General features: G+C 63.0%; 22 protein-coding genes. 9 read left to right on the plus strand and 13 right to left on the minus strand.

The genetic code is table 11. The features are described from left to right. Positions 1 to 13 precede the first annotated feature (13 nt). Entirely contained in the window at positions 14 to 796 is a 783-nt protein-coding gene (locus tag AC1RT2_RS04800) for an adenosylcobinamide-GDP ribazoletransferase (RefSeq protein WP_493099925.1), read from the minus strand. Positions 797 to 932: 136 nt separating this feature from the next. Here AC1RT2_RS04800 and cobT point away from each other — a divergent pair, with 136 nt between their 5' ends. The 4 genes from cobT to AC1RT2_RS04820 all read left to right on the plus strand — a co-directional run bounded on the left by cobT (position 933) and on the right by AC1RT2_RS04820 (position 4,106). Further along, entirely contained in the window at positions 933 to 1,949 is a 1,017-nt protein-coding gene (cobT, locus tag AC1RT2_RS04805; protein WP_493099926.1) for a nicotinate-nucleotide--dimethylbenzimidazole phosphoribosyltransferase, read from the plus strand. A 101-nt stretch (positions 1,950 to 2,050) separates the two neighbouring features. Next, entirely contained in the window at positions 2,051 to 2,428 is a 378-nt protein-coding gene (locus AC1RT2_RS04810; protein ID WP_069058511.1) for a diacylglycerol kinase, read from the plus strand. A gap of 104 nt (positions 2,429 to 2,532) precedes the next feature. Then, positions 2,533 to 3,423, plus strand: a complete 891-nt coding sequence (locus AC1RT2_RS04815) for an NAD(P)-dependent oxidoreductase (protein ID WP_493100386.1) — start codon at positions 2,533 to 2,535, stop codon at positions 3,421 to 3,423. Continuing rightward, complete coding sequence (locus tag AC1RT2_RS04820) at positions 3,420 to 4,106, plus strand: DNA alkylation repair protein (protein ID WP_493099930.1); 687 nt, start codon at positions 3,420 to 3,422, stop codon at positions 4,104 to 4,106. Before AC1RT2_RS04815 ends, AC1RT2_RS04820 begins: the two co-directional genes overlap by 4 nt. Here AC1RT2_RS04820 and AC1RT2_RS04825 read toward each other — a convergent pair whose 3' ends face one another. The 3 genes from AC1RT2_RS04825 to AC1RT2_RS04835 form a co-directional block, all read right to left on the minus strand. Further along, positions 4,107 to 4,595 carry an Lrp/AsnC family transcriptional regulator gene (locus AC1RT2_RS04825; protein WP_069058514.1) on the minus strand — a complete coding sequence of 163 codons (489 nt, stop codon included), beginning with the start codon at positions 4,593 to 4,595 and terminating at the stop codon, positions 4,107 to 4,109. Positions 4,596 to 4,661: 66 nt separating this feature from the next. Beyond that, the gene (locus AC1RT2_RS04830; protein ID WP_493099932.1) at positions 4,662 to 5,300 is read right to left on the minus strand and encodes a uracil-DNA glycosylase family protein; all 639 of its coding nucleotides are present in this window, start codon (positions 5,298 to 5,300) and stop codon (positions 4,662 to 4,664) included. A gap of 12 nt (positions 5,301 to 5,312) precedes the next feature. Beyond that, entirely contained in the window at positions 5,313 to 5,879 is a 567-nt protein-coding gene (locus AC1RT2_RS04835) for a thermonuclease family protein (RefSeq protein ID WP_493099934.1), read from the minus strand. A 169-nt stretch (positions 5,880 to 6,048) separates the two neighbouring features. On the opposite strand from AC1RT2_RS04835, the gene AC1RT2_RS04840 reads away from it, so the two are divergent. After that, on the plus strand, positions 6,049 to 7,584 hold the full coding sequence (locus tag AC1RT2_RS04840; RefSeq protein ID WP_493099936.1) for a sensor histidine kinase: 1,536 nt from the start codon (positions 6,049 to 6,051) through the stop codon (positions 7,582 to 7,584). Between the two features lie 18 nt (positions 7,585 to 7,602). On the opposite strand, the gene AC1RT2_RS04845 is transcribed toward AC1RT2_RS04840, so the two are convergent. Further along, positions 7,603 to 8,418: a class I SAM-dependent methyltransferase gene (locus tag AC1RT2_RS04845; RefSeq protein ID WP_493099938.1), complete on the minus strand. Its 816-nt coding sequence runs from the start codon at positions 8,416 to 8,418 to the stop codon at positions 7,603 to 7,605. Positions 8,419 to 8,512: 94 nt separating this feature from the next. Here AC1RT2_RS04845 and AC1RT2_RS04850 point away from each other — a divergent pair, with 94 nt between their 5' ends. Next, complete coding sequence (locus tag AC1RT2_RS04850; protein ID WP_069058519.1) at positions 8,513 to 9,241, plus strand: DUF2270 domain-containing protein; 729 nt, start codon at positions 8,513 to 8,515, stop codon at positions 9,239 to 9,241. 15 nt (positions 9,242 to 9,256) lie between these two features. Here AC1RT2_RS04850 and AC1RT2_RS04855 read toward each other — a convergent pair whose 3' ends face one another. The 4 genes from AC1RT2_RS04855 to AC1RT2_RS04870 all read right to left on the minus strand — a co-directional run bounded on the left by AC1RT2_RS04855 (position 9,257) and on the right by AC1RT2_RS04870 (position 12,251). Then, the gene (locus tag AC1RT2_RS04855; RefSeq protein ID WP_069058520.1) at positions 9,257 to 9,523 is read right to left on the minus strand and encodes an usg protein; all 267 of its coding nucleotides are present in this window, start codon (positions 9,521 to 9,523) and stop codon (positions 9,257 to 9,259) included. Positions 9,524 to 9,667: 144 nt separating this feature from the next. Then, positions 9,668 to 10,498: an ABC transporter permease gene (locus tag AC1RT2_RS04860; protein WP_493099941.1), complete on the minus strand. Its 831-nt coding sequence runs from the start codon at positions 10,496 to 10,498 to the stop codon at positions 9,668 to 9,670. After that, positions 10,495 to 11,298 (minus strand): ABC transporter permease, encoded by an 804-nt coding sequence (locus AC1RT2_RS04865; protein ID WP_069058522.1) that lies wholly within the window; start codon positions 11,296 to 11,298, stop codon positions 10,495 to 10,497. Before AC1RT2_RS04865 ends, AC1RT2_RS04860 begins: the two co-directional genes overlap by 4 nt. Before the next feature lie 170 nt (positions 11,299 to 11,468). Then, positions 11,469 to 12,251 (minus strand): ABC transporter substrate-binding protein, encoded by a 783-nt coding sequence (locus AC1RT2_RS04870; protein ID WP_069058523.1) that lies wholly within the window; start codon positions 12,249 to 12,251, stop codon positions 11,469 to 11,471. 337 nt (positions 12,252 to 12,588) lie between these two features. Between AC1RT2_RS04870 and AC1RT2_RS04875 the strand changes: the two genes are divergently transcribed. Together AC1RT2_RS04875 and AC1RT2_RS04880 are read left to right on the plus strand one after the other, a co-directional pair. Beyond that, positions 12,589 to 14,655, plus strand: a complete 2,067-nt coding sequence (locus tag AC1RT2_RS04875) for an OmpA family protein (RefSeq protein WP_493099944.1) — start codon at positions 12,589 to 12,591, stop codon at positions 14,653 to 14,655. Positions 14,656 to 14,811: 156 nt separating this feature from the next. After that, positions 14,812 to 16,884 (plus strand): OmpA family protein, encoded by a 2,073-nt coding sequence (locus AC1RT2_RS04880; protein ID WP_493099946.1) that lies wholly within the window; start codon positions 14,812 to 14,814, stop codon positions 16,882 to 16,884. A 102-nt stretch (positions 16,885 to 16,986) separates the two neighbouring features. Here the strand turns inward: AC1RT2_RS04880 and mobB are convergent, their stop codons facing one another. The 3 genes from mobB to AC1RT2_RS04895 all read right to left on the minus strand — a co-directional run bounded on the left by mobB (position 16,987) and on the right by AC1RT2_RS04895 (position 19,113). Then, positions 16,987 to 17,502 (minus strand): molybdopterin-guanine dinucleotide biosynthesis protein B, encoded by a 516-nt coding sequence (mobB, locus tag AC1RT2_RS04885; RefSeq protein ID WP_493099948.1) that lies wholly within the window; start codon positions 17,500 to 17,502, stop codon positions 16,987 to 16,989. Then, positions 17,499 to 18,134 (minus strand): molybdenum cofactor guanylyltransferase MobA, encoded by a 636-nt coding sequence (mobA, locus tag AC1RT2_RS04890; protein ID WP_493099950.1) that lies wholly within the window; start codon positions 18,132 to 18,134, stop codon positions 17,499 to 17,501. The genes mobB and mobA overlap by 4 nt, the downstream gene beginning before the upstream one ends. Positions 18,135 to 18,207: 73 nt before the next feature. Further along, positions 18,208 to 19,113 carry a DMT family transporter gene (locus AC1RT2_RS04895; protein ID WP_069058528.1) on the minus strand — a complete coding sequence of 302 codons (906 nt, stop codon included), beginning with the start codon at positions 19,111 to 19,113 and terminating at the stop codon, positions 18,208 to 18,210. Positions 19,114 to 19,489: 376 nt separating this feature from the next. Here AC1RT2_RS04895 and AC1RT2_RS04900 point away from each other — a divergent pair, with 376 nt between their 5' ends. Next, positions 19,490 to 22,033, plus strand: coding sequence for a methyl-accepting chemotaxis protein (locus AC1RT2_RS04900; protein WP_493099952.1), 2,544 nt, complete (start codon positions 19,490 to 19,492; stop codon positions 22,031 to 22,033). Positions 22,034 to 22,123: 90 nt separating this feature from the next. Here AC1RT2_RS04900 and AC1RT2_RS04905 read toward each other — a convergent pair whose 3' ends face one another. Further along, on the minus strand, positions 22,124 to 22,759 hold the full coding sequence (locus AC1RT2_RS04905) for a hypothetical protein (protein ID WP_493099954.1): 636 nt from the start codon (positions 22,757 to 22,759) through the stop codon (positions 22,124 to 22,126). Between the last annotated feature and the right edge of the window lie 2 nt (positions 22,760 to 22,761).

The following is a 22,761-nucleotide window of genomic DNA, read 5'->3' on the forward strand; positions in this document are numbered from 1 at the left end:
CTATATCGGCAGCTCAGAGCGCCAAGGCAAGGGCGAACAGCACTGACATTTCCGAGAGCTGCTGCGTTGCGCCGATCGTGTCGCCGGTATGCCCGCCGATCTTGCGCATCGCGATGCGATTGAAGGCGAGGACGGAGAGGGCGGCCGCCGCAAACAGCAGGACAAGGGAAAGCACGGTGCCATGCGGCAGGAGCAGCAGCGCGGTAATAAGAACGCCGCTCACCAGCGCGAAGATGGTGGCGCCGCTGTCCGGCTCGCCGACTGAGGCGGCGACACCGTCGCGGCGGGCCGGTGGCAGCAGCGACCAGTGCCAGACCATGGCCGTGCGGCTGGCGGCGGCGGCGGCAAGCAGGACCATGCCGAGGCCGGAGGGCGTGAGGACGGTAGCGAGCGCTGCGATCGCCGCAGCGCGCAGCCCGAAGGACAGGATGAGTGCCACGGCACCGTAGGAGCCGATCCGGCTGTCCTTCATGATGGCGAGTGCGCTTTCCCGGTCCTTTCCACCGCCGATGCCGTCGGCGCTGTCGGAAAGGCCGTCCTCGTGCAGCGCGCCGGTGACCAGCACCTGCAGGGCGAGCGTGGCGAAGGCGTTGAGAAGCGGCGGGGCGCCGAGTGCGGAAAGGATTGCGGCAAGGGCTGCGGCGGGAAGCACGATCAGTACGCCGGCGACCGGAAAGGCGCGGACGGCGCGCGAAAGCCGCCCGTCATGGCCGATGAAGTGTCGCTGCGGCACCGGCACGCGCGACAGGAAGGCGACCGAGCGGGCGACGTCGTCGATATAGTCCTGGATGGTCACTTTAAGGAGCCCCTGCTGTTAAGGCGCAAAAGGCGATGAAGGCCACCGCAAATGCGGTTGTCGGATTCGCGCCCTGCCTCTATTAGGAGACACCAAACACCCGCCTTTGAAAGCCCCAAGCAAGGAATTCCCCAAGATGAGTGCCAGCGGCCTGCCGTTCGATGATTTTCGTGAATTGCTGCGCAACCTGCCCGGCCCGGATTCGGCAGCACTCGTGGCTGCGCGCGAACGCGATGGACAGCTGACCAAGCCGCCGGGCGCGCTTGGCCGACTGGAGGAAATCGCCTTCTGGCTCGCCGCCTGGACCGGTCGTCCGCCGGCCGTGACTCGTCCGCTCGTCGCCATCTTCGCCGGCAACCACGGCGTCACCAAGCAGGGGATCACGCCTTACCCGTCCTCCGTCACCGCCCAGATGGTGGAGAATTTCGCAGCCGGCGGTGCGGCAATCAACCAGATCTGCGTGACCCATGATCTCGGCCTCAAGGTCTTTGACCTCGCGCTCGACTATCCGACTGCCGACATCACGGAGGAAGCAGCCCTTTCCGAGCGCGACTGCGCCGCCACCATGGCGTTTGGCATGGAGGCCGTTGCTGGTGGCACGGACCTGCTGTGCGTCGGTGAGATGGGCATCGGCAACACGACGATCGCAGCCGCGATCAACCTCGCGCTTTATGGCGGCACGGCGGAAGAGTGGGTCGGCCCGGGCACAGGCTCGGAAGGGGAGGTCCTGCAGCGCAAGATCGCGGCGGTGAAGAAGGCGGTCGATCTGCACCGCGCGCATCTGTCCGATCCGCTCGAAGTGTTGCGCCGCCTTGGTGGGCGTGAGGTCGCCGCGATGGCGGGCGCTATCCTTGCCGCGCGCATGCAGAAGATTCCGGTCATCCTCGATGGCTATGTCGCAACGGTTGCGGGTGCGGTCCTGCGCGCCGCCAACCCGGCAGCGCTCGACCATTGCCTCATCGGGCACGTTTCTGCCGAGCCTGCGCATATGAAGGCGATCGAGAAGCTCGGCAAGACGCCGCTTCTGGCACTCGGCATGCGGCTTGGCGAGGGCACAGGCGCAGCATTGGCTGCCGGCATCGTCAAGGCGGCCGCGGCCTGCCATTCCGGCATGGCGACCTTCGTTCAGGCGGGTGTCAGCAACCGCACCTAACTCGGCGGTCGGCAAAAAGCCCCAAATGGTGTGAATTGAGACCCAAGGCATTCCCGTCATGCGGGCATGCTTTATGGGCGCGGCAGAATCAGGATTTTGGAATGGGTCAGGCACCAATCGAGAAAAAGACAGGCTTCAGCCACCTGATTGCGGCGGCCACCTATTCGGCTGCCGGCGCGCGCCGGCTGCTCGGCGAATCGGCCTTCCGGCATGAGCTGATCGCCTTCGGCGTCGCGATGGTGTTGTTCACCGTCGTCGGCGCGTCCTTCTTCCAGTATGTGGCGATGGCGATCCTGTTTCTGCTGATGGTCGCCTTCGAGGCGCTCAATACGGCGATCGAGGAGATCGTCGACCGGGTCTCGCCGGAAATCTCCGAAATGGGCAAGCACTCGAAGGATCTTGGCTCGTTTGCCGTGTTCTGCCTGATCATCTCGAACGCCGTCTATGCCGGGTACGTGGTGATTTCGCAGTTCGTTTGATCTGGCCGGGTCCTGTCGCCCGCAACGGAGCTCTCCGCCTTTCTATTCCCTGAGCGAGAAACACTTTCACCAAAACCGATCATCCGCTAAACCTCCTGCCAAAGATTGCAGGAGGTTACGGTATGGCAAAGGTTGCGTTCATCGGTCTCGGCGTCATGGGCTATCCCATGGCAGGCCACCTGAAGGTCAAGGGCGGTCACGAGGTGTCGGTGTACAACCGCACCTTCGCCAAGGCGGAAAAATGGGCTGGCGAATTTGGCGGCACGGCGTTTCGCACGCCCGCCGAAGCGGTAAAAGACGTCGATCTCGTCTTCACCTGTGTCGGCAACGATGATGACCTGCGCTCCGTCACGGTCGCCGCGGACGGCGTGCTCGATGGTATGAAGCCAGGCGCGATCCTCGTCGACCACACCACGGCCTCGGCCGAGGTCGCCCGCGAACTCGACATTGCCGCCAGAAACAAGGGTTTTGGCTTTATCGACGCGCCCGTTTCCGGCGGCCAGGCGGGCGCAGAGAATGGTGTACTCACCATCATGTGTGGCGGCGATGCGGCGAGCTTCGAGAAGGCGAAGCCTGTCATGGAGGCCTATGCAAGGATGGTCGGCCTGATGGGATCGACCGGCGCGGGCCAATTGGCCAAGATGGTCAACCAGATCTGCGTTGCCGGCGTCGTGCAGGGCCTGGCCGAAGCCATTCATTTCGGCACGAAGGCTGGGCTCAACATGGAGGCGGTCATCGAGGTCATCTCGAAGGGTGCTGCCGGCTCCTGGCAGATGGACAATCGGCACAAGACGATGATCGCCGGCAAATACGATTTCGGCTTCGCCGTCGACTGGATGCGCAAGGACCTCGACATCGTCCTGTCGGAAGCCCGCCGCAACGGTGCCAAGCTTCCCGTCACCGCCCTCATCGACCAGTTCTACGGCGATGTGCAGGAGATGGGCGGCAACCGGTGGGATACGTCCGCGCTGCTCGCCCGGCTCGAGAAAAAATGATCGGCAAATCCGCCTCGGCGGCCGATCTGTTGGAGCACCTTCATTCGCTGCGGTCCGAGGAGAGCCTTGCGGGCATTGCCCGCTACGGCATCGTTACTGATGCGGCGCTCGGCATTTCCAATCCCGTTTTGAGGAAAATTGCGCGGGTGGCCGGAAAGGACCACGCCCGCGCCTTTGCCCTGTGGGACAGCGGCATCCGGGAAGCCCGTCTGCTCGCGCTCTTCACGATGGAGCCGAAGACACTGACGGCGGCGGAGGCGGGTCGCCTCGCCGAGGATTTCGCATCCTGGGAAATCGTCGATGCCGCAGCCGATCTCTTTGTCGAGGCCGGGCTTCTTGCGCTCATCGAGGAGTTTGCCGCCGAAGAGCGGGAATTCGTGCGCCGCGCCGCCTTCGCAATGATTGCCGGCGCGGCTGTTCATCTCAAGCGGGAGCCGGACGGGACGATCATCGCCTGGCTTGACCTCATCGAAAACCACGCAGCCGACCCGCGCAATTTCGTGAAGAAGGCGGTCAATTGGTCGTTGCGCAGCATCGGCAAGCGAAGCCATGCCTGCCATGGGCCAGCGCTTGCGCTTGCGCAAAAACTCGCGGCAAGTGCTGACCGCACGGAACGCTGGAACGGCAAGGATTGCGTGCGCGAACTGACCGCTGAAAACACGCTTGCCCGGATCAGCCGCTGATCAATCCTCGCCGCTCTTCTGGTTGTCCACGGCCATGTAGTCGAGCGGAAGCTCGGTCGTGTACTTGATCTGCTCCATCGCGAAGGCGGAGGAGACGTCGCGAATCTCGATGCGGGCGATCATGCGCTTGTAGAAGGCATCGTAGGCGGCGATGTCCGGTACGACGACACGCAGGAGATAGTCCACGTCACCGCTCATGCGGTAGAACTCGACGACTTCCGGGAACTCGACGATCACCTCGGAAAAACGCTTCAGCCATTCCGTGGAATGCGAATTGGTGCGGATCGAGACGAAGACGGTGACCTTAGTGTTGATCTTGACGGGATCGAGCAGCGCAACGCGCTTGCGGATCACACCGTCTTCTTCCATCTTCTGGATGCGGCGCCAGCAAGGCGTGGTGGAGAGCCCGACCTTCTTGGCGAGGTCGGCCACTGCAAGCGTGGAATCTTCCTGCAAGAGGCGCAGAATTTTTCTGTCCAGACGATCCATTGTATTCCCCTACGAAATTTAATTCCCTCATACACCGGTATATCGGTAAATTGAAAGAATGACATTTTAATCCGTAAGGGTTTTCACCCGCTTTCGCAATTCCGGCAGAACATCTGCCTCGAACCAGGGATTGCGCTTCAGCCAACCGGTATTGCGCCAGCTCGGATGGGGCAGCGGCAACACGGCAGGTTTTTCGTTGCGACCCAGATGCCGGCGCCAATCGCGGACCGTCTCGGTCATGCTCGAAGCCTTTGCCGCGCCGAGATGCCAGGCCTGCGCATATTGCCCGATCGCCAGCACGAGTTCGACCTGCGGCATGGCCGCAATCACGTCGGCCCGCCAGAGCGGCGCGCATTCCCGCCGTGGCGGCAGGTCGCTGCCATGGGCATCGTAACCGGGAAAGCAGAACCCCATCGGCACGATCGCGAACTTTGCGGGATCGTAGAACGCATCGCGCGTCACGCCGAGCCAGTCCCGCAACCGGTCGCCGGACGCATCGTTGAACGGCAGGCCGCTTTCATGCACGCGCAGCCCGGGCGCCTGCCCGGCGATGAGAATGCGCGCGTTCTCGGAAATGACGGCGACCGGGCGCGGCTCGTGCGGCAGGGGATTATCCGCCTTGGCAGGAGCGTCGCGACAGACTCGACAGGCCGCGATCGCCGCGCGAAGCGCAGCCAGGTCGCCGGCAGGTCTTTTGTCATCCATCGCGCCGTCCGTTCAGTTCAGGCCGAAAGTTGCCAGAATGCCGCCGAGCACGCCGGGTTCCGCGCCGTGCGCCTCTTCCTGCGGCCGGCCATTCATCCGGCGCCATTGCTGCGGCATGTCGAACTCGGTTCCCCACAGCCCCTTGCGCTCGGCCTTGGCGAACTGCTCCTCGTCCTCATAGCCGCCATAGGCGACCGCGAGGCCTTCCCGCACCATACGTCCGCCGAGGTCGCCATCGGCGGTTTCGCAGCGCGCCAGCCACCGATCATATTTGTCAGTCCCCTGGGTCTGGCAGGTGACGGCCCCGGCCCGCAAGAACTCGGCAAGTCGGGACCGGGCGGCCACGCCGCAGCGCCAGTCCTCGCCGTCGCGCTTGCAGGTCTGCATCATCTCCGGCGTATCCATGCCGACAAGACGAATGCGGTGACCGTCGAGCGTCAGCGTATCGCCGTCCGCTGCCCGTGCCGTGCCGGTGATCGTCTCGCCGCTTTCGCCGCTGATTCGCGCCACGACCAGCGCCGTCAGCGCGAGGATCGCCACCGCAACGCCGAGATCGCGTGCCCGCCTGGAAAGCCCCATGCAACCCGTTCCTTAAGCTAGAGTCTTGATGTTCGGTCATATGCCGGAACGCGTTTGAATTAACGTTACGGAAAATGCCGGAATGGTTCGCAAATGGTTTATGCGCGGCAGCATCTTCTTAAGGATTCCACCCTAGAATTCAACGCTGTCCGCAACAGTTGCATTTGTGATGAGTACCGGCGTCAGCACATCGACCGACAAGATCATCGTCGACAAGTCGCGCAGCCACCGAAACAAGGCTGTTTCGCGGGCCGTCCGCACGACTCGCGAACGGTTGCAGACGGCGACGGGCCTCTCGCCGGGCTTCGAGCGCGAAATGCTTCAGCTCCACATCGCTTCGACCGTGCAGAGCGCACTCGCCGTGCCCATGGTCATCGTGCTGATTGCAGCCGGCGGGATTTATCTGACCGGGGAAATCGGCCTTATCGCCTGGGCGGTGCTGGCCTTGAGCATGCATGCGCTGGGCATGATCGTTGCGCGTCGCGCGCGTGGGCGGGAAATCACCGCCGACACCGTCCGACGCTGGCAACGCCGGTTTCTCATCGCACAGGTTTTCATGGGACTTGCCTGGGCGGCCTTCGCCTTGCAGACCTGCGGTCAGTGCAGCGGCGTGACGTTCGATTTCTACAAGGGATCGGCGCTGCTCGTTGCACTCGCGGTGACGGCCATGAGCACGCTCATGCTACGCCATGCGGTTCTCTATGCCTTTACGCCGACAGTCGTCGCCCTCGGTATTTCGGCGACCCTGCGTCCGGATTCGGCAACCATCGGCACGGCGGCGATCATCGCGGCAGCCATGGTTTTCCTGGTGTTCATGACGCACCGTCTGCGCCACACCAGTGCTCAGTTGCTCTCATCCCAGTCGGAAAAGGATGACCTGATCGCCGAACTGGAAGTGGCAAAATCCATGTCGGACGAAGCGCGCCGCCGGGCGGAAGAGGCCAACCTCGCCAAATCCCGTTTCCTGGCCTCGATGTCGCATGAACTGCGCACGCCGCTGAACGCCATTCTCGGCTTTTCCGAGGTGATGTCGACGGAAGTGCTGGGGCCGCTCAACAACCCCGTCTACAAGGAATACACGTCGGACATTCATCGCTCCGGGCAGCACCTGCTGAACCTCATCAACGAGATCCTCGACCTCTCGCGCATCGAAGCGGGCAAATACGATCTCTCCGAGGATTCCGTGCATCTGGTCGATATCGCGGAAGACTGCATCGGCATGGTGCAGTTGCGCGCGCGCGCCAAGAACATCACCATTGCCGAGCAGGTCGAAGGCGGCATGCCGGCGGTCTGGGCGGATGAAAAGGCGCTGCGCCAGGTCATCCTGAACCTGCTGTCGAACGCGGTGAAGTTCACGCCGCAGGGCGGCGAAGTCATCGTCAAGGCCGGGTGGACGGCCGGCGGCGGCCAGTATGTCTCGATCAAGGATAACGGCCCGGGTATTCCCGAAGAGGAAATCCCGATCGTGCTCTCCGCCTTCGGCCAGGGTTCCATCGCCATCAAGAGCGCCGAGCAGGGCACCGGCCTCGGCCTGCCGATCGTTCAGGCCATCCTTGCCAAGCACAATGGCGAATTCATCCTGAAATCCAAGCTGCGCGAAGGCACCGAGGCGATTGCCATCCTGCCGGCCAAGCGCGTGCTCCAGAGTCTGCCTGCCGTCACCGACACGCAGGCCGTACCCCCCCGCAAAAAGAGTTTTGCCTGAGCGAGCTAAAGCTGCCCGTCAGCCGCGATGTTTCGCCAGAACGAGATGGCCGGCGATCGGCTCGCCTTCTTCCATGCGCACGGTGATATCGGTGATCTCGACGATGTCAAAGCCGGTTTCATCGAGACGTTGGCGAACGTAGTCCGCGGCGTGGGCGAAGCGCTGGTGCGGGCCGACCATGAAGGGCCGACCGGCGAAGGTTTCTTCCGGCAGGGTTTCGGACGAAAAGATGAAGTGGCCGCCGGCCACGAGATTTTCCGCAGCGCCGAAGAACAGCGGCTCGAGCGCGCCAAGATAGGGCAGCACGTCCGTCGCCGTGATGAGATCGAAGGCCTCGTCATCGTTATCGTCGAGGAAGTCGACGGCTTCGGCGACGTAGAGGGTCTCGTAGAGATCCTTCTCGTGGGCGATCTCGACCATGTTTTCCGAGAGGTCGACGCCGGTGATGTCTTCGGCCATGTCGCGCAGCGCGCCGCCGGTCAGCCCCGTGCCGCAGCCGAGATCGAGCACGCGCTTGAACGGACCCACGCCAAGCGCCTGGAACCGCTGGCGCACGAGCAGCGGCACGCAATAGCCGAGCTGCTCGACGAGCACGTTGTCAAAAACCTCGGCATGCTGGTCGAAGAGGGTTGTGACATAGGCGTCGGGCGCCTTTTCCGGTGTCTCGCCGCGGCCCATCGAGGCGAGGCGCACGGCGGCACCGCCGTGGTCTTCGGGATCGAGTGCCAGCACTTCGGCATAGGCCTTGGCGGCAGCATCGAAATCGCCGGATTTTTCCAGCGAAAGGGCGCGGTTATAGGCTTCCGCGAGCGCATCTTCGTCGATCTTGGTCATGGGGGCGTCTCATAGGCCGCAAATAGCCGTTTATCAATCGCCGAAAGAGGCGCATGATCTTTCCAAGAGCAAAAAGACCTTTCGGAGGAATGACATGCCTGGCGATATGTCCCCCTTGTCGCATTCGGCTGAAGTCAAGCCGACCGGCAGTCCCGCCTTGCCGGTGACGTCGATGGAGACGATCAACACGATGGTGCACTACTATCGCGGCGAGCTCGGGCGAATGGCCGGCTGGCGCAACCGGATCGACCAGACGTCGAACTGGGCGATTACCGTGGTGGCGGCACTGCTGTCCGTCTCGCTGTCGACGCCGACCTCGCATCACGGCGTGCTGCTTTTCGCCATGCTGCTGGTGACGCTGCTGTTGATGATCGAGGCGCGGCGCTATCGTTTCTTCGATGTCTACCGGGCGCGCGTGCGGCAGCTCGAGCGGTTCTATTTTGCCGAAATCCTCAATCCGCGCGGGCAGCTCGCCCTCGATTGGGCGGCGCCGATCGCCAAAAGCCTGCGCAAGCCGGAATTCCTGATCAGCTATCGCGATGCGGCCTGTCGGCGGCTGCGGCGGAACTATTGCTGGATGTATCTCATCCTGCTTCTGGCCTGGGCGCTGAAAATCTCGTCCTCGACGATGCAGAGCCAGACCGGGTCGAGCAAGGACATCGCGCTCGCTTTCGAGCATGTGGTGGCCAAAGCGGCGCTCGGGCCTATCCCCGGCGGTTTCGTGCTCTGCTTCCTGGCGATCTTCTATGCTGCGATCGCCTACTTCTCCCTCAAGGTGGACATGTCCGACACGGAATTGGCGCACGGCTCGGTTCACGTCTAGTCATTGCGCTACCCGTCAGTTGAGGATGAACTCACCCTTGAGCGCCCGCCATTCCGTCGCCGAGATCAGCCGGCGGTGAACGTAGCGCACCGAGTGGATCGGCCCGTCCAGCTTCTCCTGCCAGAATTTTAGAAAACTCTTCATTTCCGGGAAGTCGGGGGCGAGATCGTAGTGCTGCCAGATATAGGCTTGCAGGAACTGCTGGTGGTCCGGCATGCGATAGAGAATCTGGGCCGTGGTCACGCCGTAGCCCTTGAGCTGCATTGCCATGTCATTTGTCATAGCGACCTCATTGCGTAGTGAATGATGGTCCCTATAATTGAGCGCTCGCAGGGTTAATGAAATGTTAATTTCTGATCCACGGTGAGAATATTTCTGTGAAATCAGGTATTTGGCAGCACCCATGGATGAGTGCTGCCAGGGGGCTCAGCGCTTCAGGTGGCGGGTCAGGCGGGTTTCCAGCCAGGCCCAGAGATTGCGCAGCAGTTCCACCATGAGGAGATACATCAGCGCGGCCCACAGATAGGCCTGGGGATCGAAGGTGCGCGAGAAGGCGAGGCGGGTTTCGCCCATCAGGTCAAGGACCGTGACGATGGCAACGATGGCGGACCCCTTGATCATCAGGATGATCTCGTTGCCGTAGGGGCGCAACGCCACGATCAGCGCCTGTGGCAGGATAACCTTGAAGAAGGCGACCTTTTTCGGCAGGCCGAGGGCGGCTGCGCCCTCATGCTGACCGCGTCCCACGCTCTCGATAGCGCCGCGCAGGATCTCGGCCTGATAGGCCGCGGTGTTGAGCGTGAAGGTCAAAAGCGCGCAGTTCCACGCATCGCGGAAAAACCACCACAGGCCCCAGGCCTTGAGCTCGGCGGAGAAACTGCCGAGGCCGTAATAGATGAGGAACAGCTGCATCAACAGCGGCGTGCCGCGGAAGAAGTAGACATAGCCGTAGGAAAACCAGGAGAGAACCGGGTTCTTCGACATGCGCGCGAAGGCGAGCGGCAGCGAGATAAGACCGCCGAGCGCAACCGAGAGCCCCACCAGAAGCAGCGTGACGCCGAGGCCGGACAGGTAGTTCGGCCCGTATTTCGCGAATTTTTCCGGATCCCAACCGCCGGTGATCATCAGGAAGATGCCGATGGCGAGCGCCAGCCACACACCCATGAAGATATTGCCGAAGAAGCGGCTGGCGGTGAAGCGCTTCGGCGGAGCCGGCGGCGCGGCTTGCGGCGGGATGAGGGTGGTGACGTAGCTCATCGCGCGACCTCCGAGCGCTTGGCCCAGCTCTCGATGCTGGAGAAGACCAGCGACGAAAGGAAAGCAAGGATGAGGAAGAGCGCGCAGGCGACGGTGTAGAACTGGAAGGCTTCCTTGGTGACGCGTGCCGCGATGCCTGTCTGGCGCAGAATGTCCGGCAGGCCGATGACGGAGACGAGGGCAGTGTCTTTCAGGAGCGCCATCCACAGGTTTCCGAGGCCAGGCAGGGCGACGCGGATCAACTGCGGCAGCACGATGAGCTGCATGGTGCGGCCCTCGTGGAGACCGAGCGCGTAGCCTGCCTCATACTGGCCTCGTGGAATGGCCTTGAAGGCGGAGAGCAGCACTTCCGAACAATAGGCCGAGAAGACGAGGCCGAGTGCGAACATGCCGGCGAAGAAGGCATTGATCTCGATAGTGCCATCATATCCCATCGCGGCGACGAGGTTTTGCACGAGGATCTGCAGGCCGTAATAGACGATGAACAGCGTCAGCAGTTCCGGCAGGCCGCGGAAGAGCGTTGTGTAGATATTGGCCGAAAGCCTAAGCGACTTTTCTTCCGACTGCTTTGCCAGCGCAATGAAGAAGCCCATCAGCAGGCCGACGGGCAGGGTCGCGATGGCGAGGCTTGCCGTCACCAGGAAGCCGAAGGCGATCTCGTCGCCCCAGCCGGCAGCACCGCACGCCAGGAGCGTCTTGCCCAGGAAAAGATTGAAGATGCCGACCGGCCCGCAAAAGGGATCGATGATCCCGATAAATGCGGTTACCGCCTCGACGATGGCGGTGAAGAACCCGCTCATGCCAGAAGAACCCCCGATGCGCTTTGCGCTTGTTGTTCAAGCGCTTCCTGCGCCTGTCTTTTCTTATGTGCAAGTTCTCAAACAAAAGGAGCGGGAGAGCAAGCCCTCCCGCCCGTGCATTCTGGTGATGGGGTCAGAAAAAACCCGCATGACACAGATGTGGCCGAGTATCAGTCGCCATAGACGTCGAACGGGAAGTACTTGGCGTTGATTTCCTGGTACTTGCCGCTGGCACGGATGGCCGCGATCGCTGCGGTGAGTTTGTCGGCGAGCGCCGTTTCGCCCTTGCGGACCGCGATGCCGGCGCCTTCGCCGTTGATGACCGGGTCGATCGGCAGCGTGCCGAGCAGCTTGCAGCAGGCGCCGGCTTCGGTCTTCAGCCATTCGGACAGCACCACCACGTCGTCGATGGCGGCATCGATACGGCCGTTGGCGATGTCGAGCTTGTACTCGTCAGCCGTCGGATACATCTTGATGTCGGCGTCCTTCATATGCGCCTGGGCATAGTTGGAGTGAGTCGTCGAGCCCTGCGCGCCGAGTGCCTTGCCGGCCAGCGCTTCGGGTGTTGCTTCCTTGATCTCGGAATCCTTCGGCACGATGATGGCCGGCGGCGTGTTGTAGTACTTCTTGGAGAAGTCGACCTTCTCCTTGCGCTCAGCGGTGATCGACATGGAGGCGACGATCGCGTCGAACTTCTTGGCGATGAGCGCGGGGATGATGCCGTCCCAGTCCTGCGTGACGAAAGTGCACTCGGCCTTCATTTCCTCGCAGAGCGCCTTGGCGATGTCGACGTCGAAGCCGGTCAGCGTGCCGTCGGATTCGAGGTTGTTGAAGGGCGGGTAGGCGCCTTCCGTGCCGATCACGATCTTCTCGCCTTCAGCCATCGCGGACGACGCGAAGAGGGCGATGACCGCAGCCGAAGCTGCGAGCGTGAAACGTTTGGAAATACGCATTGTGATCCTCTCTGTTAAAGGCTCTCCGGTTTTTCTTATTGTCCGGGCCTTGATGTGAAGCGGGCAGGCCTGCCCGCTTGGGCCGGATAATCGACCGTTTTTTGCCAAAAAATCAACTGGTTTCGCGCCGCTTTTCCGCCCGGTTTCCCCGACAATTTCATGCCCCGCCTCTGGCCGGGCTGAGGGAGAGGCCTATCTGGTGCTTCATCCAAGGTCATTCAGGTGAGGTTAATATACTCCTGGCTAGGCCTTGAGTGGATTGTGAAGGGTTCGCGCACCGGCCGGAAGAGCCGTGTGGGCCGCAAATGAAAAGACGGGACACCGTGAGGATTAAACGATGACTTTCCGCTCCAAACTTTTTGCAACCGTTGCGCTGCCGGTTCTGTCGACGGTGCTGATCGCGACGCCGACGCTCGCAGACGCGCTGATGAAACCTTTCGAGGTTGCGCAGGAAAGTACCGGCGAAGGGCAGCCGAGCGAGGAAGACCTGCTGCTGCAACAGCAGCAACAACAGCAGGATGATGCTCAGCGCGCCGCCGAAGAAGAGCAGCAGCGTCAGGCCGACGAACAGAAGGCCGCCGAGGACGCTGAGAAAGCCGCGGCCGAGCAGAAGGCTGCAGAAGAGGAAGCCCAACGCGCTGCTGGTGAAGAGCAGCAGCGCCAGGCCGACGAACAGAAGGCCGCTGAAGACGCTGAGAAAGCTGCGGCCGAACAGAAGGCTGCGGAAGAAGAAGCCCAGCGTGCTGCTGGTGAAGAGCAGCAGCGCCAGGCCGACGAACAGAAGGCGGCCGAGGACGCTGAGAAAGCTGCGGCCGAACAGAAGGCTGCGGAAGAAGAAGCCCAGCGTGCGGCCGGTGAAGAGCAGCAGCGTCAAGCTGACGAACAGAATGCTGCCGGAGAACAGAAGCCGGCCGAGGAACAGCAGGCCGAGCAGCCTGTGCAGCAACAGGACGGCATTACCGAGGAAACCACGACCGGCGAACAGCCCGCGGCCGAAGAGCGTGAGAAGCCAGCCGTTGCCGTTGAGGAAACGCCGGCCGAAACCGGTACGGATCAGCCTGCGACCGCCGAGACCGGCGAAACGCCTGTCGAAGAGCCGGTCGTGGAGACGCTGACGGAAGAACAGAAGCAGGAAATCGCCGAAGACCCGTCGAAGACGGACGAGACGGTCGTTCTGCCGGTCGAAAACGGTGCCGCGGTGCTCGACAGCGACAAGGACGCCGACAAGGCCGGTGGCCGGAAGGGTCGCGAGGACCGTCGCAAGCAGCGCGAGGAATTGCGTGCACAGGACGAGGCAGTGCCGGTGCCGGAATCGGATGATTCCGCCCAGGCCGAAATTTCCGAGGAGGTCCGCGAGGCCGTTCCCGGCAAGATCGAGGCGGCCATCAACGAGGACGGCGAGCGGGTCGAGAAGGCACCGGACTTCGCCATGCCCGAGACGACGAACATCATCAACAACACGGTGATCAACAATACGATCGTCAACAACAATACCGTCAACAACACGACGGTCGACAACACGACGATCGATAACAGCGTCACCGAGGTCAATGTGATCGAGCGGATTGAAAACCGCACGGTGCTGGAGGTCGGCGACCAGTTGATCGTGCGCGGCGACGACCGGCCGCGCCTGCGCCGCGATTCGGAAGAGGTTTTCTACGACAACCTCGCCCGGGGCCGCGTCCGCGAGACGATCACGCGTCCCGGCGGCGTACGCATCGTGACGATCTACAATCGCTATGGCGATATCATCCAGCGCTCGCGCGTCGGCCGGGACGGCAGGGAGTACATCCTCGTCTACGCACCGGAACTTGAAGGCGATGCGCCGCGTCCCGGTCTCGTCGATGTCGGATACGAACTGCCGCCAATGCGTCTGCGCATTCCGGTTAGCGACTATATTATCGACACGTCGAGCGAGCCGGACCGCGATTTCTACGAGTTCCTCTCCGAGCCGCCTGTCGAGCGCGTGGAGCGGGTCTATTCGATCGATGAAGTGAAACACTCGGCCCGTCTGCGCGACAAGGTGCGCCGCATCGACCTCGATACGATCACCTTCGCGACCGGCAGCGCCGAAGTGCCGATGTCGCAGGCGCGCACGCTGCGCAGCGTGGCGGAGGCGATGCAGAAGGTGCTCGACAAGGATCCGGGTGAGACTTTCCTCATCGAGGGCCATACCGACGCGGTCGGCGCCGACAAGCCGAACCTCGTGCTGTCCGATGAGCGCGCAGAGTCGGTCGCGAGCCTGCTGACCGAGGTCTACGGCGTCCCGCCGGAGAACCTCCAGACGCAGGGATACGGCGAGCGCTTCCTGAAAGTACGCACCGACGTGGCCGAACAGCAAAACCGCCGCGTCACCATTCGCCGCGTCACGACGCTGGTGCGTCCGATGGCCAAAGCGAACTGATAGCGTCTTCGTGCGTTTCACCATGGCCGTCGGCGCGACCGGCGGCCATGTCCTGTTCAGCGCGGATTCATCTGCGATGGATTAGCCTCGCAATAACACAAATTCGTCTGCAAAACTTGATTCAACGCCGGCACAACTGGCAACGAGGAAACGCCAATGGGTAAGAGAACAACACTTCTGGCAACAGTGGCTTTGCCGCTCGCGTCGCTGGTTTGGCAACCGGTGGAGGCGGCGGTGATGCGCCCCGCATTCGTCTCCGAGGGCGTGCCGCACGTCATTACCGTTCAAAGCGAGGGCGATCTTTCCGAGGAAGAACTGCGCCGTCAGCGCCGCGAACGCAAGCAGGCCCGTGAGGAGCAGCAGGGCGACGAGGGGCAACAGCAGGATCGTAAGAAGGCGCGCGAAGAACGCCGCCAAAAGCAGCGTGAGGCTGAGGGCGAGCAGCAACAGCAGGGCGATCGTCAGAAAGCCCGTGAAGAGCGTCGCCGGAAGCAGCGCGAAGCTGAAGGTGAACAGCAGCAGCAGGATCGCCAGAAGGCGCGCGAAGAGCGCCGCCAGAAGCAGCGTGAGGCTGAAGGCGAACAGCAGCAGCAAGAAGAGCGCCAGAAGGCGCGTGAAGAACGCCGCCAGAAGCAGCGCGAAGCTGAAGGCGAACAGCAGCAGCAGGAAGAGCGGCTGAAGGCGCGCGAGGAGCGCCGCCAGAAGCAGCGCGAGGCGGAAGGCGAACAGCAGCAGCAGGAAGAGCGGCTGAAGGCGCGCGAAGAACGCCGCCAAAAGCAGCGTGAAGCTGAGGGCGAGCAGCAACAGCAGCAGGATCGCCAGAAGGCGCGCGAGGAGCGCCGCCAGAAGCAGCGCGAAGCGGAAGGCGAACAGCAGCAGCAGGAAGAGCGGCTGAAGGCGCGCGAGGAGCGCCGCCAGAAGCAGCGCGAAGCTGAAGGTGAACAACAGCAGCAGGAAGAACGCCAGAAGGCGCGTGAAGAGCGTCGCCAGAAGCAGCGTGACGCGGAGGTCGACGAGCAACAGCAGGAAGCGCGGGAGAAGGTCCGCGAAGAGCGCCGTCGCAAGCGCGACGAAGGCCGTGAACGGATTGCCAGGGATCCCTCCAAGACGACGGACACGATCGAACTGCCGTTCATCGATGGCGCGGCTGTGCTCGACAGCGACAAGGAATCGGACAATCGCCGCGATTCGTCGCGCGAGGAGCGCCGCCGCAAGCGTGCGGAAGAACGGCGTAATGCCGATGTCCGTGTTCCTGAATCCGACCGGGATGCCCAGATCGGCTGGAAGGACCGCGATCGCGTCGAGTACGAACCGGCCGAGCGCGAGCGGGGCGAGCGCCGTGACCGTCGTCCGCGTTATGCCGATCGTGATGGCTGGCGCGTCGAGCGCGAAGTGGAAGACCGCTTCGTGATCAACTTCGGTGACCGTGTCATCGTGCGTTCGGATGACGGCGGTCGCCTGTCACGCCGTGCGGCGGAAACCTATTTCGAGGACCTGCCGAACGGCCGCGTTCGCGAAGTCATCATACGGCCGAACGGCGACCGGGTCGTTACGATCCGCAACCGCTACGGTGAGGTCATCCAGCGCTCGCGCATCAACAGTGCCGGCCGTGAATATGTGATGTTCTATGCGCCGGAAATCGATCGTGACAGCCGGCCGACCTTCGTCGATCCAGGCGAGCGCCTGCCGCCGATGCGCCTGACCATCCCTGTCGATGACTATATCATCGACACGTCCGCCGAGGATCGTCATGATTATCGCGAGTTCCTAGACCGGCCGCCGGTGGAGCCCGTTGAAAGGGTCTACACGCTGGATGAAGTCAAGTATTCCGCGCGTATCCGCGACAAGGTGCGCCGCATCGACCTCGATACGATCACGTTCGCGACCGGTTCTTCCGAGATTTCGATGAACCAGGCGTCGTCGCTGCGCAAGGTGGCGGATGCGATCAACGAGATCCTCGACAAGGATCCCGGCGAAACCTTCCTCATCGAGGGGCATACGGATGCCGTCGGTTCGGACGAATCGAACCTCGTGCTCTCCGACGAGCGCGCCGAGGCTGTCGCCAACGTCCTGACGGACGTCTACGACATCGCTCCGGAAAACCTCGCGACGCAGGGTTATGGCGAGCGCTACCTGAAGATCGAGACGGAGAGTGCGGAGCAGCTCAACCGCCGCGTCACGATCCGCCGCGTGACCCCGCTGGTAAAGCCGGTCGCAATGGCCGAGTAAGGAACGACGTATCGAACAAACGGGGCCGCGGGAGAAATCCCGCGGCCTTTTGGTATCTGGCAATGCCGTCCTGCGGTGGAAAAACGTGGGCCTGCCGTGCGCTCAGCCTTTCCCCAGGCCGGTGACCGCGACGACGAAGTCGGCGATGGTTTTTGTATTGTCGAGATCGAAGACGGGGAGCGTCGTGTCCGTCACCGGGTGATCCGCGGCGATGGCGGCGATATGCGGATCTTCGGGGGCAAGGGGCGTGCGGTTGGCGGCTTCGAGGCGCCGAGCCTCGATCTTCGGGATCGGTTCGCGCTTGTAGCCTTCGATCAGCACGAGATCGCAAGGGGCGAGGCGGGCGAGGATTTCCTCGAAGGAGGGTTCGGCAGCACCACGCAATTCGTGCATGATGGCATAGCGGGTCCCGGAGACGATGGTCACCTCATAGGCGCCGGCCTGGCGATGGCGGTAGCTGTCGGCGCCGACCTTGTCGATGTCGAAGTCGTGATGGGCGTGCTTGATCGTGGAGACGCGGTAGCCGCGCGCGACCAGTTCCGTCACCAGGCGGACGGCGAGGCCGGTCTTGCCAGAATTCTTCCATCCGGCAATGCCAAAAATTTTCGGTCGCGTCATCGTTCCATTATCCAAAGCCAGTTTTCCGCTTCGTCGAGATCGCCCGGCGTGTTGATGTTGAAGAAGGGATCGAAATCGCCACGCGCCGTCTCGATCAGCGGGAACGTGACTTCGCGCGCCTGGTGGCGCTCGAGATAGCTGCGCACGCGCAGGGCGCCGCCGCTTGCGAGCCAGTCGGCAAGATCGGCGGCAAGCGCCACCGGCCAAAGGGCGAAGACGGGGTGAAGGCCGCTTGCCGAGCGCGCAACGGCGATGCGGTCCGGCGCGTCGATGACGCGGGAAAACCGGGCGACGAGGTCGGTCGGGAAGAAGGGACTGTCCGTTGGAACGGTTACGACGTGGCTGGCATCCGGATGATCGCGGCGCGCGTAGTCAAGCGCGGCCAGCACGCCGCCAAGTGGCCCGGCGCGGGCCGCATCGAGGTCGGCAAAGACCGGAAGTTCCTCGCCACGCTCGAAGAGCACGGGGCCATTGGCATTGACGGCGACGGTGGAGACCTGCGGGCGCAGCCGCCGGGCGGCGCGATCGATGAGTGCGGTGCCGCCGAGGCGGATGCGCGATTTGTCCTGTCCCATGCGGGAGGAAAGGCCTCCGGCAAGGATCACGCCCGGTATCGCATGCGCCAGTACCATCTCATTCCTATTGCCCGTATCCCTCGCCATCCGGTCTAGTCGGTGAAGGCGCCGGTCGCAACCCTTTCCGACGTCAGGGCGATTCCGGCTTGGACTCCTGGGCGACGGCCGCCGCGCTGCGGCGGTTTTCGCGGTAGAAGGTGTAGAGGCCCGAGGCAACGATGATGGCGACGCCGACCGTCATCCAGAGGTCCGGCAACTCGCCGAAGAACAGGAACCCGATGGCGATCGCCCAGAGGAGGCTCGTATAGCGGAAGGGGGCGATGAAGGAGATCTCGCCGGAGCGCATGGCGCTGACGATACCCTGGTAGCCGATGAGAAGCAGTGCACTCGCTACGGCGAGCCGGCCGAATGTTTCCGCGGACATCGGCTGCCAGCCGCCCATCGGCTCGATCAGGGCGGCGCCTGTGAGCGTGATGGTGGCAGACGTGACGGCGCTGACGAAAAGCGAGGGCACGTCGCTGTTGATCTGCCGCGTCGCAAGATCCCGCGCCGCTGCGCCGACAACGGACGCGATCACATAGGCAGCCGCCAGCGAAAATCCCTCCGGACCCGGGCGAATGACGATGAGCACACCGGCGAAGCCAGCGGTGATGGCCAGCCAGCGCCGCCAGCCGACCTTTTCGCCGAGAAACAGCGCGGCACCCAGCGTGACGGCGAGCGGCAGCGCCTGGAGGATCGCCGCGGTGTTCGCGAGCGGCATGGCCCCCAGCGCGGACACATAGGCGATCGACGCGAAGATTTCGGCCACAAGCCGCAGCATGACGGCAGGTTGCAGGATCACCCGCCAGGAGCGGAGCGCGCCCATCCAATGGGCGATGACGACGACAAGCACCGTCGTCATCAGACCGCGCACGAAGAGGATCTGGCCGGTATTCATCGTCGCGGTGACGGATTTGACGAGGGCATCGTTGCAGGTGAAGCCCGCCATGGCGATGGCCATGAACAGAGCGCCCCTGGCGTTTCCGGTGAGATTCATGCGGATGATTCCAAGCCTGTATGCACTCTCATAGGCTGATTGTGTGCCGTATGCCATCGGAACAAACAGGGTCTGTGCCGAAGGAAGCAGCGGATGGGCGAATATTGGGCATGAAGCCCTGCCAGCTGGGCGCAACACGCTGAGTTTCTGCCGTTTTCCCGAAGGACTTCCTTAAGTTTCCCCACCTATCGTTGCGGCATCCCAATGAACGATCGCATGATGCGACGGGTGAGGGCAGGCCGCCCGGTGTGGGATCGGCCGAAGCCCCGACATGCCATCTGGCCGGCCGCGCTCGCAACGACGAGCTTCAGCGGCCGCTTCGGCTTTGAGGAACACCCGCAGGGATCTTGGTCGTTAAAAAAACGTCGGGGAACCCATGTCCTTCATTGACCGCTTGCTCCAGCAGCGCCGCATCGTCACCAAGGTGCTGCTGTTCGTCATCCCTCTCGTCGCGCTGATCGCCGGCATCGGCCTTGTCGGCTATTTCACCGCGAGTACGCTGAACGGCCACATGACGGTCACCCGCGAGACGATCAACAGCCTGTCGCACTTCCAGAACCTGCGCACCGGGCTGCAGGATTTTGCCGACCGGCCGGGACAGGACACCCGCGATGCGCTGGGCGCCCGGATCGACGAGCAGGAGGCGGGGATCCAGGATCTTGATGCGCTGCTGCCGGATGCCGCCGAAAAGGCCAAGATTGCCTCGGTCGTGGCGCTTGCCGGCACGATGCGCAGCCAGGCCGAAACGCTGTGGGCGATCGACCAGGAACGCAATGCCGTGACGGCAGCGCTTGAGGGCGCGCTGGCGGCGATGGCCAAGGATGGCGCGTTTGCCGAAAAGCAGATCGGCGTCATCCGCAGTGAATCGGGCGAGAAGGAAGCCTTTGCCAAGGCGCTGCTTTTCGATGCCGCCGCCTATCAGGGCCTTGCCGAACGCATCGGCAAGTTCCGCAAGCCCGTCGCGCTGGCGATGAAGCCGGAGGACAAGGTGAAGGCTGCCGAAACTTATCTGCCGCAGCTTCTGAAGCAGCTGGATGAATCGAAGGCGATCGCCTCGACGAAGGCCCTGGGGCAGATCAAGCCGTTCGAGGTGGAAGTCGCCAAGATCAAGGAGATCCTTGCCGGCACCGACGATGCGGAGAGCAAGAAGACGAAATTCATGTCGGTGCTCTCCAAGCTCACGAAATTCGATGCCGACTTCCTGAAGGAAGCAGGCAAGAACTCCGATACCGCCGCCAAGCGCTTTGTCGGCATGGATGCGGAGATCGGTCTCCTGAAGACGCTGATCACCCTGATGGGCGATACGTTCAAGGGCATTGACGAGACCCGTCTGCATATCAGCGAACTGCACCGCAAGCTCGACCAGGGCAGCCGCGATGCTGTGCTGGCCGATGTGAAGGCCGTTGCGACCAGCGCTGCCGAACTTGCCAAGCTTGGCACGAAGAATGCGGCGCTGCGCGACCTTTCGCAAAAGCTGGCGCCATCACTTGCCAGCATCGAGAAGGGCACGCAGGACCTCATCACCGTCGGGGAGAAATGGCAGGGCGCACGCGCTGCCGCCTATGCCTCCGTCGCGGATGCCAGCACCACGCTCGAACAGTTCGTCTCCACGGCCCAGGAGGCCGGCAAGGCGGACAGCCAGCGGTCGGCAAACGTCTCGCTCATCGCCATGGTTGCCGGCACGCTGCTTGCCATCATCGGTGGCCTGATGCTGGTCGAGACGCTGCGCGGTCCGCTGAAACGCGTGACCGAGGCCATGTCGCGGCTTGCCAGCGGTGACCTCGACATCAGCATCGACGGCCGCAACCGTGGTGACGAAATCGGCGACATGGTGCGCTCGGTTGCCGTTTTCCGCGATGCGGCGCGCGAAAACGTGCGGCTGGAGCACGAGGCAGAAGCCCAGCGGCAGCTGACGGCCGAAGAGCAGGCGCGCCGCACCAGCGAGCGCGCCCGCATCGAGGCGGAGCAGACCGAGGCGCTCACAGCGCTCTCCGACGTGCTCGGACAGCTTGCTGCCGGTAATCTGGAAGAAAGCATGACGGAGGCTCTCGCCGCCGAATATGTCGCCATGGCCCGCACCTACAACAATGCCGTCGAAGCACTGCGCCTGACCCTTTCGGACGTCCGCGCCACGACGATGGAAATCAACGGCGGCACGGACAATCTTGCCGCGTCGGCTGACGATCTTGCCCGTCGCACGGAGCAGCAGGCGGCGGCGCTGGAGGAAAGCTCGCGAGCGCTCCGCCAGCTGACCGACATCGTGCGCTCGACGGCCGAAAGTGCCCAGAAGACGGCGGTTTCGGTCGACGAGACGCACAGCTATGCCAAGCGCTCCGGCGAGGTCGTGGCGAAGGCGGTCGACGCCATGGGCGAGATCAACCGCTCGTCGGAAAAGATCAGCACGATCATCGGCGTCATCGACGAGATCGCCTTTCAGACGAACCTGCTGGCACTGAATGCCGGTGTCGAGGCAGCGCGCGCTGGTGAGGCGGGTCGCGGTTTTGCGGTTGTCGCGCAGGAAGTCCGCGAGCTTGCCCAGCGTTGCGCGGGTGCCGCCCGTGAGATCAAGGGCCTTATCTCCGCCAGCTCGACGCAGGTACGCAACGGCGTCGCGCTCGTCACCGAGACCGGCGAGGCGCTTTCGGTGATCAACGAGCACATTTCGTCGATCCATGGTCTGGTCGGCAAGATCGAGGCCGCTGCCGCCGCCCAGTATGAAGGCATCAACGAGGTGAACCAGGCGGTGCATCAGGTCGAACTTATCACCCAGCAGAATGCCGCGATGGTGGAGGAGAACACCGCCGAAATCCACGGCCTGCGCCGTCGGGTGCAAAGCCTCAACCAGAAGATCGACCACTTCAAGACCCGCGATCTCGATATGCGGCAGGGCGGCTCCTACGGTCAGCACTACGCGGCGTAGGTCGGAAAACTCCTCTGACATCAAAAAGGCCGGGTTTTTACCCGGCCTTTTTTTGTTCGCTGGCGCTCTTCCGTCATTCCGCAGGCACCGCTATTTGGCGACCTCATAGACGACGTAGCTTTCCGCAGCTGGATCCGGGTCACCGTAGGTCGGGTCGACCTCGAAGCGGGTCAGGATGAAGTCGCCATTGCGGAACACCCATTCGCCGCTGTCCCAGGCATCGCCGATGCCGCGCCAGGCGCCGTGGCTGGTGACCGTGCGTTTTTCCAGGTCGAAGGTAGCGTTCACAAGCAGGCCGGTGGCGCGGAAGCCGCGCACGTTCGGATCGGCCTTCAGTTTGCTCATCTCCTCGTCGGCGTAGCTGTAGTCGAGGTCGGGCGTGGCAAAGGTTGCCAGTTTCAGGGACTCGTCGTCGCTCTTCTTCAACACGAAGGCGTGGCGGATGTTGTAGGCGCCGGAGCCGCAGAAGAGCTGGTAGACCTCGACCTGAACGTCGGGGCCATTGGGGTCGTAGTCGGGCTTGTAGGAGAAGCTGTAGACGGAATGGCCGTATCCTTCGCCATCGGGCTCGGCCATCGGCACTTCCGGCATGCCGTTCATGTCGCAGTCCGTGCCGAAGGCGGCCTTGGCGACGGCCTCGGCTGCGGCGATGCCTTCGGGACGCTCCGCAGCCATCGTGACGGCGGGCAGGGTGGCGCAAAGCAATGCAGCGAGAAGAAACTTCACCC

Source organism: Shinella sp. GW821-FHT11G07 (assembly GCF_058808115.1).

Bases quoted from the DNA above. Each gene is read 5' to 3' on its own strand.
- cobT (WP_493099926.1), top strand. From the start codon at position 933: ATGAGTGCCAGCGGCCTGCCGTTCGATGATTTTCGTGAATTGCTGCGC.
- AC1RT2_RS04810 (WP_069058511.1), top strand. From the start codon at position 2,051: ATGGGTCAGGCACCAATCGAGAAAAAGACAGGCTTCAGCCACCTGATT.
- AC1RT2_RS04820 (WP_493099930.1), top strand. From the start codon at position 3,420: ATGATCGGCAAATCCGCCTCGGCGGCCGATCTGTTGGAGCACCTTCAT.
- AC1RT2_RS04825 (WP_069058514.1), bottom strand. From the start codon at position 4,595: ATGGATCGTCTGGACAGAAAAATTCTGCGCCTCTTGCAGGAAGATTCC.
- AC1RT2_RS04830 (WP_493099932.1), bottom strand. From the start codon at position 5,300: ATGGATGACAAAAGACCTGCCGGCGACCTGGCTGCGCTTCGCGCGGCG.
- AC1RT2_RS04835 (WP_493099934.1), bottom strand. From the start codon at position 5,879: ATGGGGCTTTCCAGGCGGGCACGCGATCTCGGCGTTGCGGTGGCGATC.
- AC1RT2_RS04840 (WP_493099936.1), top strand. From the start codon at position 6,049: ATGAGTACCGGCGTCAGCACATCGACCGACAAGATCATCGTCGACAAG.
- AC1RT2_RS04845 (WP_493099938.1), bottom strand. From the start codon at position 8,418: ATGACCAAGATCGACGAAGATGCGCTCGCGGAAGCCTATAACCGCGCC.
- AC1RT2_RS04850 (WP_069058519.1), top strand. From the start codon at position 8,513: ATGCCTGGCGATATGTCCCCCTTGTCGCATTCGGCTGAAGTCAAGCCG.
- AC1RT2_RS04855 (WP_069058520.1), bottom strand. From the start codon at position 9,523: ATGACAAATGACATGGCAATGCAGCTCAAGGGCTACGGCGTGACCACG.
- AC1RT2_RS04860 (WP_493099941.1), bottom strand. From the start codon at position 10,498: ATGAGCTACGTCACCACCCTCATCCCGCCGCAAGCCGCGCCGCCGGCT.
- AC1RT2_RS04865 (WP_069058522.1), bottom strand. From the start codon at position 11,298: ATGAGCGGGTTCTTCACCGCCATCGTCGAGGCGGTAACCGCATTTATC.
- AC1RT2_RS04870 (WP_069058523.1), bottom strand. From the start codon at position 12,251: ATGCGTATTTCCAAACGTTTCACGCTCGCAGCTTCGGCTGCGGTCATC.
- AC1RT2_RS04875 (WP_493099944.1), top strand. From the start codon at position 12,589: ATGACTTTCCGCTCCAAACTTTTTGCAACCGTTGCGCTGCCGGTTCTG.
- AC1RT2_RS04880 (WP_493099946.1), top strand. From the start codon at position 14,812: ATGGGTAAGAGAACAACACTTCTGGCAACAGTGGCTTTGCCGCTCGCG.
- mobB (WP_493099948.1), bottom strand. From the start codon at position 17,502: ATGACGCGACCGAAAATTTTTGGCATTGCCGGATGGAAGAATTCTGGC.
- mobA (WP_493099950.1), bottom strand. From the start codon at position 18,134: ATGGTACTGGCGCATGCGATACCGGGCGTGATCCTTGCCGGAGGCCTT.
- AC1RT2_RS04895 (WP_069058528.1), bottom strand. From the start codon at position 19,113: ATGAATCTCACCGGAAACGCCAGGGGCGCTCTGTTCATGGCCATCGCC.
- AC1RT2_RS04900 (WP_493099952.1), top strand. From the start codon at position 19,490: ATGTCCTTCATTGACCGCTTGCTCCAGCAGCGCCGCATCGTCACCAAG.